The organism is Paractinoplanes toevensis, assembly GCF_018332695.1.
GTDB lineage: Bacteria > Actinomycetota > Actinomycetes > Mycobacteriales > Micromonosporaceae > Actinoplanes > Actinoplanes toevensis.
In genome coordinates, this window is the sequence record NZ_BOQN01000031.1 from 20562 (window position 1) to 33901 (window position 13340).

Sequence of the window (13340 nt, forward strand, 5' to 3'; positions counted from 1 at the left end):
CACGCCCGGTTGCGGCGCGGCCGGGCCTAATCGTCGGCGGCGGGCTTGGGGTTGATCCGGGCGATCGTGGGTGCCTCGGGCGGCGGGGTGACCGTCGACTTCGGACCTTTGGCCTCGGGGGGCTTGGCCGGTTGGCTGGCCTTCCGGCCACGGAACCGGCCGGGCCGGGCCGCGGCGGCGATCTCCGGATCGGTGTAGTCGGCCGGGGGTGTGGGCGGGTCGTTCAGCGGCGTCGGTGTCTTCGGCTGGGAGACCGGAGTGGGCTCCGAGTCGCGCTTGACCGCCGCGTCCGCGGTCGGCTTCGGCGCTGCGCCGCTCGCCGGCGGCGGAACGGGCAATTTCGCACGACCGGTCGGCGTGGAATCCCCCGCCTCCCGAGCCGCTGCTGGGGGCTTTGCGGCTTTTGTGGTCTCAGTGACCCGGCCGGCCTTGGTGGGGACGGCTGCTGCGGTAACCCGCGCGGATCTGGCGGGCGCGGTGGCCTCCGCGGGCCTCGCGGGTCCGGTGGCCGGGTCGGCGCCCGACGGGTCGTGGGCGGCGGATCTCGCGGAGGGGATCGCCGCGGCCCGCCCGGTGGCCGAGCTCGTGGTGGTCCGCCCGGTCGCCGAGGTAGCCGCTGCCGTGCCGGTCTCGTCCGAACCCGTGCCCGTCTGCTTTGTCCGTCTGGTCGGCGTCTCGTCCGTGGCCGTTCCGCTCCGCGCCTGGCTTGTGCCCGTTCCGCTCCGTGCCTCGGCCGTGTCCGTTCCGGTCCCCGTCGCCGTTCTTGTTTGCGTGGCCGTTTCCGTCCGCGCGTCTTCCGTGTCCGTGCCGGTCCGTGCTGCCGTTCCGGTCTGCGTTGCCGTTCCGGCCCGCGTTGCCGTTCCGGCCCGCGCTGCCGTTCCGGCCAGCGTTGCCGGTCCGGTCTGTGGCTCGTCGGCGTCGGACTCTGCCTCGTCGTCCGCGGTGGTGGCCCGGCGGGTGCGCCGGTCGGCCAGGGCTCGGGCGGCGGTGATCATCAGGGCCGAGCCGGCCAGGCCGGCCAGCACCGCGTAGGGCGCGATCAGGTAGGCCGACTCGAGCTGGCCCAGGTCGCCGGTCAGGCGTGGGGCCAGGACCAGGAATGACGCGGCTACCAGCAAGGGGCCTACCGCGCCGGAGGTGGTGGCGCCTACGCCCAGGTCGCCCCGGAGGGCGGCGGTGAGCGCGGCGAGCACGCCGAGCAGGAACGCGGCGCTCAGGGTGAGCAGCGCACTCGGCCAGTAGATGGTGCCGTAGCGGCCGCCGGACGTGGCCTCGGCGAACTGCCAGCTGGTCAGGTAGGTCGCGGAGTCGCGGTGCAGGGAGAGTTCGACCACGATCGCGGTGATGGCCAGCGCCCAGAGCCAGGCGGCGGTGGCGATCAGGTTGACGGCCACCGGCCGGGAACGAACGGCCCAATACGCCACCATTGCCCCAAGGACCACCCCGACGATCGCGTACGTCGCTGCGATCGCCTGCGGGGTGCGCGCTTCCATCCGTACGGCATCGCGGGCCGGAAGCGCGATCAGCGCGACGGCCACCAGAGCCCCGACCCCCGCGGAGATCGCGAGAGCCGCCCCGAGAGGCCCGCGGGACCGCTCGGCCGGCGCCCCACCCAGCCGGCTTGCGATGACCGCGCCGAAGACGGTGGCGCTCGCGGTGATCCAGGTGGCCCAGCCGAGGCTGCCCAGCCAGACGCTGGTGTCGGTGCTCGTGGTCTGCGGCCAGACGACGACGCCCAGGCCGTAGCCCAGGCCCAGTTGTGCGGCACCGGTGCCGGCGGCGACTCCGGCCGCGGTGGCAACCCGTGTTGTCCAGCCCTTGTCGGCCATGCGGGGCACTGTAGCGGTCACCTCCTATGCCTGCGAATCCATCGGTGGTGGTCAAGCTGGCTCTTCGGCCCGCCTGGGTAACACATGTGCAGCAAGATTGAGTACCTTGACCCGTGCGGGTGACGGACGCGGAGGAGCGGAGATGTCCGACGAGAGCGACGAGACGCGCAGCTTCTCGCCGTTGGACGAGACGGAAGCCGACGGCCGTCCGGTTCGCAAGCCGGAAATCGACGAGACCCGCGCGGCTGGACTCGACGAGACCCGCGCGGCTGGACCGGCGGTCACCGACGACGCGACCAAGGTGACTCCGCGTGCCGATGCCACCTCGGTGATGCCGCCCGCGGCCGACGACGACTGGGCCGCGCCGAGCCGGGGCAACTCGGTGTGGTCCGGGCGGGCCGAGGTGCGGGCGCCGCAACCGGGACGCACGTCCTATGACACCGACTGGCAGGCCGGTCCGACACCGATGCCGACCCAGCGGGATCGCTGGTGGATGCCGATCGTGGTGGGCATCATCGTGTTGATCCTGCTGGCCGCGCTGGGCTGGGGCATTTATCTGATCGTGCAGAATTCCGGCGACGAAACCCCGGCGACGACCCCCACGACTACCGCGGCCACCACTGTGCCGACCAGCGCGGCGGCGACCACACCGTCGAGCGCGCCGACCACGACCACGTCGACCACGACGCCGCAGACCACCGAGCCGACGCAGACCGAGGTCCTGGTGCCGGCGCTGAAGGGGCTGGCGCTGGCGGACGCGCGGGACGCGCTGAACCAGACCGGGCTGCGTTACCGCGTGCTCTACCGGAACAGCACGTCGCCGCCGGGGACCGTGATCGACAGTGATCCGGCGGAGGGGCAGGAGGTCCCACCGGACACCAGGGTCACGATCGTGGTCTCGGGGACGGACCCCTCGGCGGCCACGCCGTCCACGTCGGCGAGCGCCGGCGGCTAGCGGTTGGTGCGGACGCCGCGTGAGATCGTGCCCGACACGACGCCGGGCTGACGGCCGTTGCGGGCCCGGGGGTCGGGTGCCTTGCCGACCGCACGCAGGCCGCTTACCTGCACAAAGATCGAACGACGCTCCACCGCGTCGCCGGCCGAGTTGAGCTCGTAGCCGTCCAGCCAGATCCAGCCCTCATACGTCGGCCAGTCGTGGACCCGGATGACCCTGAAGAGCATCGGCGCCGCGAATTGGACGCTCGCTGCCTTCGTCACGTGTATGACATCACCGGACCGAGGAAGCACGTCATCTCCTGCCCTGGAACTTCTCGCGGGTGAACCTTGACACAGAAGCACTTAGTGTGCCCGGCCAAAACACCATTGCAAGCTTCCGACAATGCCAATCGCCAAAGCGTTGCAGAACGTTACCGTCGCCGTTGTCAACCCTCGTCCCGAAGTGGATCTGTCCACGTCGGACAGCAAGTTAACCTGGCCCCCCGTAAACGGCACCGTTTCGGTGCGCTGAGCCGGACCGGGCCGCTTCACTCGATGGTGCGTGGTGACGCGGGCCATACCGAAAGATTGCACCACGAGTGGAGTCGATGCAAGTTGCATGTCACGCTTCCGTGATTGTTGGTCTTCATCACGGTGCTCTTGAACGATTAAATGATCGACAGAGAGACTGAAGCTGTGAATCTGCACCGGAGTCCCACCATTCGCCGTCGGCGACTCGGGGTCGAACTACGCCGCCATCGGGAGGCGGCGGGCGTGACGATCGACGTCGTGGCGGAACGTCTTGGCTGCTCGACGTCCAAAGTGTCCCGAATTGAGACGGGACACACGAGCGCGTCGCCCAGCGATGTTCAGAACATATTGGACATTTACGGCGTAGGTCCGGCTATCACCGCGGAATTGGTCCAAATAGCCAGGGAGGCTCGCCAGAAAGGATGGTGGCATCCCTATTCCACCGTCCTGACCGGCGCATATGTCGGACTGGAGACGGCCGCAAGATCTATTTGGGTCTACGAGCAACAAGTCGTCCCGGGCCTGCTGCAGAGCGAAGAGTACGGAATTGCCCTTATTCGGGGTGCCCGGCAGGAACTCACAGATCAAGAAATAGAGCAGCGAGTCCGTGTCCGGATGGAACGTCAAGCGTTATTGATTCAGGACGATCCGATTGATCTTCGGGTGGTGCTTGATGAGGCGGTACTGAGCAGGCCGGTCGGCGGCGATGCGGTGATGCGGGGTCAGTTGCAGAAATTGATCGAGATCGCCCGCCTGCCGAACGTCACGTTGCAGATCTTGCCGTTCGCGGTAGGCGCCCATGCGGCCATGGACGGCACGTTCGTGATCCTCGAGTTCGAGGAGGAAGGAGACGCCGATGTCGTGTTCATCGACAACGCAACCGGTGGCCTCTTTCTCGAGAAGAACGAGGAGCTGCGCAAGTACACCTCGATCTTCGACACCGTCCGGGCGGCCGCGCTCACCGCGGACGCGTCCCTCGAGTGGATAGAACTGCTGGTAGAGGAGCCATTGTGGAAGTCGAAGCGAAGGGTTTCCGGCTAGATCTGAGCCGGGCACAGTGGTTCAAGAGCACGCGCAGCGGTCCCAACTCCGACAACTGCGTCGAAGTGGCCTTCGTGGAGGAAGCCATTGCGGTCCGGGACTCGAAGAACCCCGACGGCGCGGCGCTGATCTTCACGGCCGCCGAGTGGGACGCGTTCGTCGGCGGCGCGAAGGACGGCGAGTTCGACCTCTGACCTCGCAAAACGCCCTTTTTCGGCCGGCTTGCTCGCGTGGCGCGGGCGGGCCGGCCGTAGTCATTTCCCGGCTCGCCTCGTTGAACGGCACAAGCGCGGACCGGTCCGCGCCGACGGCCGGGTCATCACCGAGCGAGGCAAGGCAGACATATGACGATAGGTTCAGAAAATCTGAGCAACGGTAGCGCGACGGCGCAGGACCGGTTCAGCGGCGGAGTGAGCGCGTACCGGCAGAATCGGCGCGAAGCGCTGTCCGGCGACACCGGCGAGACCGAGCTGATGTCCCGGGCCAACAGCTCCGGGCTGCCCACCCGGTCGCCGGGCCGGTCGCACAGCATCGAGCCGACGAGCGCCCTGGACCGCGCGGCGACGCTGCCGTCGCTGGACCTGCCGGCCCTGACCGAGCCGGTCTTCCCGTCATCGGGCTGGCCGGACTCAAGTTCCGGCCCCTCGAAGTCGATGGCCGATCATCCCCTGTTGCGGGGTTTGCTCCTGGAACTGCCGACCCGCGGCTCGCTGCCGCCGTCGGACTGGCTGGACCGCTGGTTCGAGGCGGCCCGTTCCATCCTCGAGCTGCTCTACGTACAGGAAGCCAAGAAGAACTGACGGTCAGCGTGAGCTGACCGGAATCCGCGGACGGCTGCGGCCGATCGGAGCCAGCGCCAGCAGGCTGAGCCGGCTGTGCCGCACCGCCGCTCGCACCCCGATGGCCACGACGGCGGCGCCGACCGCGGTGATCGCGATCCCGGCCACATCGGACGCCGGCACCTCGACCAGGCGCGCGGCGATCGGTATGCCCAGCAGCGCCGCGAGGCCGGTGACCTGCATCGGTACCAGGATCAACGGGTGGGCTGCGGCCGCGCGCAAGCCCGGCGGCATGGGGGTCTGCGGTGCGGTGGCGAAGGCGCCGGCGCCGCGCCGCACCTGCCCCAGTCGCCGCACCCCGACCGTCAGCACGACGAGGGCGGGGATCGCGGCCAGCAGGACCGCGGCCGGGGAGGTCGATTCGCCCGGCAGGATCCAGGTGACCACCGGAACCGCCACGAACACCGCCGATCCGATTGTCACCAGCGCGCTCAGCCAGCCGGCGCGGCGGCGCAACTGGGCCGCGGACCGGGCTCCCTGGAGTCCGTCCGCCATCAGACCGGCGGTGGTCCAGGCGATGGCCAGGGCGCCGACCAGAATCAGATCAGTGATGATGTCCACATCGACAGCCTTCACCGATGCCCGGTTGCCGGAAACCGGGTTATCACCGGACCGGTCCCCTACGGGAGCGAGGCCGTGCGGGCGTGGACCCCTAGTGGTCAGACCGCGAAGATCTCCACCGGCTCGGTGGCCGGGGCCGGTGGTGTCGCTTTCCACAGACCGATCTTCTGAGCCACCAGCCGGGCCAGGTAGTTCGGGTTCAGCAGCACGTAGCGCTTCCACAGGCGCTTGGGCTCCAGGCCCAGCCGCCACAGCCATTCCAGGGCGTACTTCTGCATCCAGGCGGGCGGGTTCTTCAGCAGCCCGGCGTGGTAGTCGAAGGCGGCACCCACGGCCAGCAGTGGCATATCCAACAGCGGGCGCATCGCGTAGGTGAACACCTCCTGCCGGGGACATCCGAGACCCACCAGGACGACTCGTGCCCCGGAGGCTTTGATCCGGTCGGCGATCTCGGCCGCCTCGCCCGGCGCGGACTTCCGGAACTTCGAGGCCTCCACGCCGGCGATCTTCAGCGCCGGGAACATCTTCTCCAGCGCCGGCACCAGCTTCGCGAGGGTCGGTTCGGTCGACCCGTACAGATAAACCGGCAATCCCTCGGCGGCGGCCCGCTCGACGACCTTGAGCGTCAGTGTCGGCCCGTAGACCCGGTCGGAGAGCCCGGCCGAGTGCAGCACGTTGAGCCCCCACCGGACCGGTTGCCCGTCCGGTGTGACGAGATCGAAGGAATTGAGCCGGGCGTTGTGCGCGGGGTCCTGAACCCCGGTCATCACGCCGTGAACGGCAAGCGCGGTGACGGCGAACCCACGCCGCTCCCGGGCCGCGACCATGATCCGTTCAGTCGCATCCGCATAGTCGGTCACATCGACCAGAACCCCGAGAACGTTACGTTTCCCCTGGCCAACACCGTTCTGAGCAACGGTCACGAGACGACTCTCCAGGATCCGACAGCAGGAAGCCAGCCGCGAGCCTACCCCGCTGCCGCTATTTCACCCGTTAGGCGACGCCCCGTCGTACCCCCGGACCCCGAAACCAAATCGTGATCAAGAAGCAAAGCCACCCCCACCGCAGAGCGGCAGTGAGTCGAGATCAAACCGCAACCGCAGAGGCGGCGCAACCAGCTCACCCACCGTAACCACGGAGGCAGAACAACAACCGCCGGGGTGCGAGCGCAGCCAACGAGCGAAGATCAACCTCCGGTGTGAGCAAGCGCTACCACCGGTCTGACCGCAACCACCAGTCTGAGCGCGACCACCGCAACGCGGGGCTTCCGGGGGCTCGGCCCCCGGAGCAGGTATGACGAGGGGGCCCTGGTTCGCGCTTTCTGCGAACACAGGGCCCCGGCCCACTCGTGGGGATGGGGGGAGTTGAACCCCCACGTCCTTTCGGACACACGGACCTGAACCGTGCGCGTCTGCCATTCCGCCACATCCCCGTGGCAAGTTGGCTTGCTGGGCCAACTTCTTGTTACTGGCTGCGACAGACTACGCTGTCGCACGTCACCAAGCGAGTTGTTATCGCCTGCGACGCCGAGAAGATTAGCACGGCGTTTGCGGGGGTCATACGAGGGTCAGAAGTGCCGGTCGTGCTCGAGCTGAAGATGCGGAAGCGGCGGCCGGATACCATCATGTCCTCGGAAGCCGAGGAGGAGCCGGTGAGCGTGCTGCAGCGCTTTGAAAAGCGATTGGAAGGCCTGGTCGAGGGGGCCTTCGCGAAGGTGTTCAAGGGTGTCGTGCACCCGGTGGAGATTCTGAATGCCATGCAGCGGGAGGCAGAGGCGCACAAGGCCATCCTCGCCGGTGGCCGCACCTTGGTGCCGAACCGCTACGTGATCGACCTCTCACCCTACGACCACAGCCGGCTCGCGCCGTACGCTGCCGCACTGGCCCAGGAGTTGGCGCAGTCGCAGGCGGAGTTCATCGGCGAGCAGGCGTGGACGGTCTACGGCGACGTGATCGTCGAGATCGAGCGGGGCGAGGGTCTCGACACAGGCATGTTCCGGGTGACCGCTGAGGTCTACACGGGTGGCGAGGTTGCCCCCGTGCAGCAGCCGGCTTATGACGCCGGTCCTCAGTACCCGCCGTACGACCAGCATCAGGGCGGATACCAGCAGCACGGCGGGCCGAACGGCCGCAGTGTGGGTCTGGTCTCCGGGGACGGGCGCACCTACCCGTTGCAGATGGGCTCGACCGTGATCGGCCGTGGCGACCAGGCGAACCTTCGCCTGCCCGACGTCGGCATCTCGCGGCGGCACGCCCGTCTGGACTACGACGGCAACCAGGTGGTCCTGACCGACCTGGGTTCGACGAACGGCACGATGGTGAACGGCCAGCGGGTTTCCGCCGTGGCGCTCAACCCGGGCGACATGATTCAGCTGGGCACCACCACGTTGACCTTCCGAGTGGACGGCTAGGCACCTTGCCCGAATTCGTCCTTACCGTCGCCCGGTTCGGGTTCCTCATCCTTCTGTGGATCTTCGTGTTCACGGTGGTCGGGGTGATCCGGCGGGATCTCTTCGCGGGGGTCCGGTCCAAGAGCATCGTCGCCAGCCCTCGGGGGGTGGGTGGCGCGATGCCCGCGGGCCGGCCGGCAAAGGTGAAACGCGGTAAGGCCGCACGACAACTCGTCGTGACGGCCGGTCAGTTGGCCGGCACTCGCATCACGCTGGGTGAGCTGCCGATCACCATCGGTCGGGCAGAGGATTCGACGCTCGTCATCACCGACGACTTCGCCTCGGCCCGGCATGCGCGGATCGTCCCGCGGGACGGACAGTGGTTCGTCGAGGATCTCGGCTCGACGAACGGCACCTATCTCGACCGCGGTAAGGTCTCCGGACCTACTCCCGTCCCCCTTGGCGTACCGATTCGCATCGGGCGCACCTCTCTTGAGTTACGGCCATGACCCTGACCCTGCGCTATGCCGCTCAGAGCGACCGCGGTCTGATCCGAGACCTGAACCAGGACTCCGTCTACGCCGGGCCGCGGCTTCTTGCTGTCGCCGACGGGATGGGCGGCATGGCCGCCGGCGACGTGGCCTCCAACATCGTCATCGCCGCGATGGCACCGCTCGACGAGGACGTGCCGGGCGATGCCCTGGTGGACGCCCTTCGTCACGCCGTCGGACAGGCGAACCAGCATCTCCGGGACACCGTCGACGCCAATCCCCAGCTCGAGGGGATGGGCACGACTCTGACCGCGGTGCTCTTCACCGGCAGCAAGTTCGGCATGGTGCACATCGGTGACAGCCGTGCCTACCTTCTGCGCCGGGGCGAGTTCGCCCAGATCACCAAGGACGACACGTACGTCCAGATGCTGGTGGACGAGGGCCGGGTCAGTCCGGAGGAGGCGAGCAGCCACCCGCAACGGTCGCTGCTGACCCGCGCTCTGGACGGCCGCGACATCGACCCGGAGTACTCGGTTCGCCAGGTGCTGGTCGGCGACCGCTATCTCATCTGCAGCGACGGCCTGTCCGGCGTGGTCAGTTCCGACACGATCGAGCAGACCATGCGGGAGATCGCCGACCCGCAGGCGTGCGTCGAGCGGCTGGTGCAGCTGGCGCTGCGCGGCGGCGGGCCGGACAACATCACCGTGGTGATCGCCGACGCGATCGACAAGGACATCGTGGAGCAGGCACCGATCGTGGGCGGCGCGGCCTCCCTCGACCGGGGCAACACCACGGTGGCCGACAGCTCGACCGCGGCAGCCCGCGCGGCCGCTCTACAGAAGCCGCGTCCGTCCCAGCCGCAGCCGGCCGAGCCGGACAACTACGACCGGGAACCGCGGCCGAAACGGCATCCGGTTCGCACCGGTCTGCTGGTGGCGGTGCTGCTGGCGGTGCTGGGCGGCGGCCTGTGGCTGGGCTACCGCTACACCCAGGATCAGTACTACGTGGGTGCGACCGAGGCCGGCCAGCTCGCCATCTTCCAGGGCGTGCCGGGCCAGATCGCCGGGCTCGACCTGTCCAGCGTGAACGAGGCCAGCCCGGCCCGGCTGGACGACCTGACCACGGTCGCGCAGGAGCGGGTCAAGCAGGGCATTCACGCGCAGAACCGGTCGGACGCCGTGGAGACGCTCAACGAGCTCACCGACGACGACCCGGCCAACCCGAACCTGAAGCCGCTCTGCGCGACGCCCGGCGCCACGCCGAGCAACGCCGCTACCACGGCTCCGGCCGGCACCGGGCAATCCGCCGCGCCGGTCGTTCCGAATGCCTCGGCGACACCCACCACCGTTGCCACCACGCCATCCGCTCAGGTCACCGAGAGCGCTCCGCCGGTAGACGATCCGGCGGCGTGCCGGACCGTCAACTGACCATCCGCTCGACACGTCTGGGGATGTCTTGACAGCGCCCGCCGTACCGGCCCCTTCGCCCTCCTCCACGGGTGAGATGTCGCGTATCCCGGGAATGAAGACCCAGCGCAATGCCGAGCTGGGTCTCCTGGCGTTCGCGATGATCCTGGTGGCGGCGTACGGCGCCACCGTGGAGGCGAACCGGATCGGCGAGATCACCCCGACGTTCTGGGTGCCGGCCGCTCTGCTCAGCGTGCTCTTCCTGGGCCTGCACTTCGTGGTCCGGTTCACCGCGCCGTACGCCGATCCGGTGCTGATCCCGGCCGTGGCGCTGATCAACGGGCTGGGCGTGGGGTTCCTGCGCCGGCTCGACATCGGCGACGCGCTTTCCGAGAAACTGCCGGTCCCCGGGATCTTCGCGGGTATCGGCGGCCGCCAGCTGGCCTGGACGCTGGGTTCGCTGATCCTCGCCGCGATCCTGCTGCTGGTGGTCCGCGACCACAAGGTCATCTCCCGGTACGCGTACACCCTCGGCCTGGTCGGCATCGTGCTGGTGATGATCCCGGCGGTGCTGCCGAGCAGCCTCTCCGAGGTGAACGGGGCCAAGCTGTGGATCCGGCTGGGCGGCTTCTCGATCCAGCCCGGTGAGTTCGCGAAGCTGGCGCTGGTGTCGTTCTTCGCGTACTACCTGGTCCGCAAGCGCGAGGTGCTCTCGCTGGCCAGCAAGCGGTTCCTCGGCATCGACTTCCCGCGCGGTCGCGACCTCGGTCCGGTCGTCACGGTCTGGCTGCTCAGCCTCCTGGTCCTGGTCTTCGAGAAGGACCTGGGCACGGCGTTGCTGTATTTCGGCCTGTTCGTCGTGACGCTCTACGTCGCCACCGAGCGGGCCAGCTGGCTGATCATCGGCCTGCTGCTCTTCTTCGGCGGCGTCTACCTGGCGTACCTGCTGGGTGCGTCGGTGGGCGGCCCGTTCGCGAACTTCTACGACCGCGCGCAGGTCTGGCTCGACCCGTTCGCCCTCTCCAACTACGAGCGGCTCGGCGGCAGCTATCAGCTGGTGCAGAGCCTGCTGTCGCTGGGCACCGGCGGTCTGTTCGGCTCGGGGCCGGGGGCCGGCTCGCCGCGGTTCGTGCCCGAGGTGCAGACCGACTTCATCTTCGCGGGCATGGGCGAGGAGATCGGCCTGTTCGGCCTCTCCGCGCTGCTCGTGGTCTACCTGCTGATCGTCGAGCGCGGTATGCGGACGGCACTGAACGTTCGTGATTCGTTCGGCAAGCTGGTCGCCGGTGGCCTCGCGTTCACCCTGGGCTTGCAGGTATTCGTCATCCTGGGTGGCATCACCGGACTCATCCCGCTCACCGGCCAGACCACCCCGTTCCTGTCCGCGGGTGGCTCGTCGCTGATGGCGAACTGGCTGCTCATCGCGATGCTGCTGCGCATCTCGAACGCGTCGCGCGGCCCGGCGGCCAGCGGCGCGGGCTCGGACCGCCCAGGTCCCGGCCCGAAGAAAGCCCCCACTCAGCTGCACGGCGCCATGACGGAGGTGATCCAGCCGTGAATGCTCCCCTGCGACGGGCCGGCGTGGTCACTCTCGTCCTGTTCGGTCTGCTGTTCGCGAACCTGAACTGGGTTCAGGCCTACAAGGCGGACGACTATCGCACCAACGACTTCAACCGTCGGGTGGTCGTCGCGCAGTACGAACGTCCCCGCGGTGTGATCGAGGTGGGCGGCAAGGGCCTGGCCGAGAACAAGGTCACCGACGACGCCCTGAAGTACCTGCGGGTCTACCCGAAGAAGGAGATCTACGCGCCGGTCCTCGGCTACCGCCCGGTCAGCCTGGGTGCCACCGGGATCGAGAGCAGCGAGAACGACTTTCTCTCCGGGGAGAGCGACAAGCTCTTCGCCGACCGGGTGAAGGACATGTTCACCGGCAACAACACCGGCGGCGGCAACATCGTCCTGTCGCTGAACGCCAAGGCGCAGGAGACGGCGTACAAGGAGCTGCTCGACAACGAGCGGGGCGTGAAGAAGGGCGCCGCGGTCGCGATCGATCCGCAGACCGGCGCGATCCAGGCGATGGCCTCGATCCCCAGCTACGACCCGAACCCGCTGGTCAGCCACGACGAGAAGGCGGCCGCGGCGGCGTACAACAAGCTGCTCAAGGACGACGACCAGCCGCTGCTGAACCGGGCCACGCAGGAGACGCTGCCGCCCGGCTCGACGATGAAGGTGATCATCTCGGCGGCCGCGCTCAGCAGCGGCAGCTACCAGACCGACACCGAGATCCCGGCCGGCAGCCAGTACAAGGAGAGCGGCGCGGTCATCCGCAACGCCGAGGACGAGGTCTGCCCGGGCGGCGAGGTCACGCTCAAGGAGGCGCTGACCGAGAGCTGCAACACCGGCTTCGCGAAGCTGGGCGTCACGCTCGGCCGCGACAAGGTCGTCGCCATGGCGAAGGCGTTCGGTTTCGAGGACGACTCGATGACCATCGGCAACCTGGAAGGTGGCGGCCTGCCGGTGGCGGCCAGCCACACCGGTGCCATCGCCAACCCGGACGGCAGCGTCGACAAGGGTGCCCTGGCCCAGTCCTCGATCGGCCAGCGGGACGTCCGGATGACCGCGATCCAGGGCGCGCTGATGGCCGCCACGGTGGCCAACGGTGGCAAGCAGATGCGCCCCTACCTGGTGCAGCAGGAGCTCAGCCCGGACCGCCGGACGATCTACACGGCAAGCCCCAAGACGGCGCGTACGCCGATCAGCGAGAGCGTGGCGAGCGACCTCAAGGACATGATGGTCAGCGTCGTGGAGAACGGCACCGGCACGAAGGCCAAGATCAAGGGCTACACGGTCGGCGGCAAGACCGGTACGGCGCAGAACGCGGTCGGCGCCGACCCGCACGGCTGGTTCGTCGGCTTCGCCTTCAACGACAAGGGCGAGGCGGTCTCGGCGGTCTGCGTCATGCTGGAGAACGTGCCCGGTGGCCACGCCAGCGCCGAGGCTGCCCGGATCTCCGGGCTCATCATGAAGGCGGCAGTCGGAGGGGGAGGGGACTGAATGATCAGCCCTGGGGTGACCCTCGGCGGCCGGTACCGCCTCGACGAGCGCATCGCCGGCGGTGGGATGGGCGACGTGTGGCGCGGCACCGACGAGGTGCTGGGCCGGACGGTTGCTGTCAAGATCCTGCTCCCGGCCCTGCTGGACGAGCCCGGCTTCGCCGAGCGCTTCCGCGGCGAGGCCCGCACCATGGCCACGATCAACCACCCCGGGGTCGTCGACGTCTACGACTACGGCAGTGACCAGCAGCTCGCGTTCCTGGT

13 protein-coding genes, 1 tRNA gene and 1 pseudogene are annotated in these 13340 nt (G+C 68.6%); 10 read left to right on the plus strand and 5 right to left on the minus strand.

Annotated elements, in window-relative coordinates; all coding sequences use genetic code 11:
• Positions 1 to 26: 26 nt before the first annotated feature.
• Complete coding sequence (locus tag Ato02nite_RS11565; RefSeq protein ID WP_213006461.1) at positions 27 to 1829, minus strand: Hansenula MRAKII killer toxin-resistant protein 1; 1803 nt, start codon at positions 1827 to 1829, stop codon at positions 27 to 29.
• A 142-nt stretch (positions 1830 to 1971) separates the two neighbouring features.
• On the opposite strand from Ato02nite_RS11565, the gene Ato02nite_RS11570 reads away from it, so the two are divergent.
• Positions 1972 to 2784, plus strand: coding sequence for a PASTA domain-containing protein (locus tag Ato02nite_RS11570; protein WP_213006462.1), 813 nt, complete (start codon positions 1972 to 1974; stop codon positions 2782 to 2784).
• Here the strand turns inward: Ato02nite_RS11570 and Ato02nite_RS11575 are convergent.
• A complete protein-coding gene (locus Ato02nite_RS11575; protein WP_213006463.1) occupies positions 2781 to 3077 on the minus strand; it encodes a hypothetical protein in 297 nt (98 codons plus the stop codon). The two genes, Ato02nite_RS11570 and Ato02nite_RS11575, sit on opposite strands and share 4 nt — an antisense overlap.
• A gap of 360 nt (positions 3078 to 3437) precedes the next feature.
• Here Ato02nite_RS11575 and Ato02nite_RS11580 point away from each other — a divergent pair, with 360 nt between their 5' ends.
• The 3 genes from Ato02nite_RS11580 to Ato02nite_RS11590 all read left to right on the plus strand — a co-directional run bounded on the left by Ato02nite_RS11580 (position 3438) and on the right by Ato02nite_RS11590 (position 5137).
• Complete coding sequence (locus Ato02nite_RS11580) at positions 3438 to 4337, plus strand: helix-turn-helix domain-containing protein (protein ID WP_438873034.1); 900 nt, start codon at positions 3438 to 3440, stop codon at positions 4335 to 4337.
• The gene (locus Ato02nite_RS11585; protein ID WP_213006465.1) at positions 4307 to 4531 is read left to right on the plus strand and encodes a DUF397 domain-containing protein; all 225 of its coding nucleotides are present in this window, start codon (positions 4307 to 4309) and stop codon (positions 4529 to 4531) included. The genes Ato02nite_RS11580 and Ato02nite_RS11585 overlap by 31 nt, the downstream gene beginning before the upstream one ends.
• A gap of 150 nt (positions 4532 to 4681) precedes the next feature.
• A complete protein-coding gene (locus tag Ato02nite_RS11590) occupies positions 4682 to 5137 on the plus strand; it encodes a hypothetical protein (protein ID WP_213006466.1) in 456 nt (151 codons plus the stop codon).
• A gap of 3 nt (positions 5138 to 5140) precedes the next feature.
• On the opposite strand, the gene Ato02nite_RS11595 is transcribed toward Ato02nite_RS11590, so the two are convergent.
• From Ato02nite_RS11595 to Ato02nite_RS11605, 3 genes are all read right to left on the minus strand, one after another.
• A complete protein-coding gene (locus Ato02nite_RS11595) occupies positions 5141 to 5737 on the minus strand; it encodes a hypothetical protein (protein ID WP_213006467.1) in 597 nt (198 codons plus the stop codon).
• Positions 5738 to 5835: 98 nt separating this feature from the next.
• Positions 5836 to 6660 (minus strand): WecB/TagA/CpsF family glycosyltransferase, encoded by an 825-nt coding sequence (locus tag Ato02nite_RS11600; protein WP_213006468.1) that lies wholly within the window; start codon positions 6658 to 6660, stop codon positions 5836 to 5838.
• A gap of 426 nt (positions 6661 to 7086) precedes the next feature.
• Positions 7087 to 7169: transfer RNA gene (locus Ato02nite_RS11605), tRNA-Leu, on the minus strand.
• Positions 7170 to 7361: 192 nt separating this feature from the next.
• Here Ato02nite_RS11605 and Ato02nite_RS11610 point away from each other — a divergent pair.
• From Ato02nite_RS11610 to Ato02nite_RS11635, 6 genes and pseudogenes are all read left to right on the plus strand, one after another.
• The gene (locus tag Ato02nite_RS11610; protein ID WP_203732792.1) at positions 7362 to 8147 is read left to right on the plus strand and encodes an FHA domain-containing protein; all 786 of its coding nucleotides are present in this window, start codon (positions 7362 to 7364) and stop codon (positions 8145 to 8147) included.
• A 5-nt stretch (positions 8148 to 8152) separates the two neighbouring features.
• The gene (locus tag Ato02nite_RS11615; protein WP_213006469.1) at positions 8153 to 8635 is read left to right on the plus strand and encodes an FHA domain-containing protein FhaB/FipA; all 483 of its coding nucleotides are present in this window, start codon (positions 8153 to 8155) and stop codon (positions 8633 to 8635) included.
• A complete protein-coding gene (locus Ato02nite_RS11620) occupies positions 8632 to 10044 on the plus strand; it encodes a PP2C family protein-serine/threonine phosphatase (RefSeq protein ID WP_213006470.1) in 1413 nt (470 codons plus the stop codon). The genes Ato02nite_RS11615 and Ato02nite_RS11620 overlap by 4 nt, the downstream gene beginning before the upstream one ends.
• 76 nt (positions 10045 to 10120) lie before the next feature.
• The gene (locus tag Ato02nite_RS11625) at positions 10121 to 11581 is read left to right on the plus strand and encodes an FtsW/RodA/SpoVE family cell cycle protein (RefSeq protein WP_213006471.1); all 1461 of its coding nucleotides are present in this window, start codon (positions 10121 to 10123) and stop codon (positions 11579 to 11581) included.
• On the plus strand, positions 11578 to 13077 hold the full coding sequence (locus Ato02nite_RS11630) for a peptidoglycan D,D-transpeptidase FtsI family protein (protein WP_213006472.1): 1500 nt from the start codon (positions 11578 to 11580) through the stop codon (positions 13075 to 13077). The genes Ato02nite_RS11625 and Ato02nite_RS11630 overlap by 4 nt, the downstream gene beginning before the upstream one ends.
• Positions 13078 to 13340, plus strand: a pseudogene (locus Ato02nite_RS11635) (serine/threonine protein kinase); the annotation flags it as partial.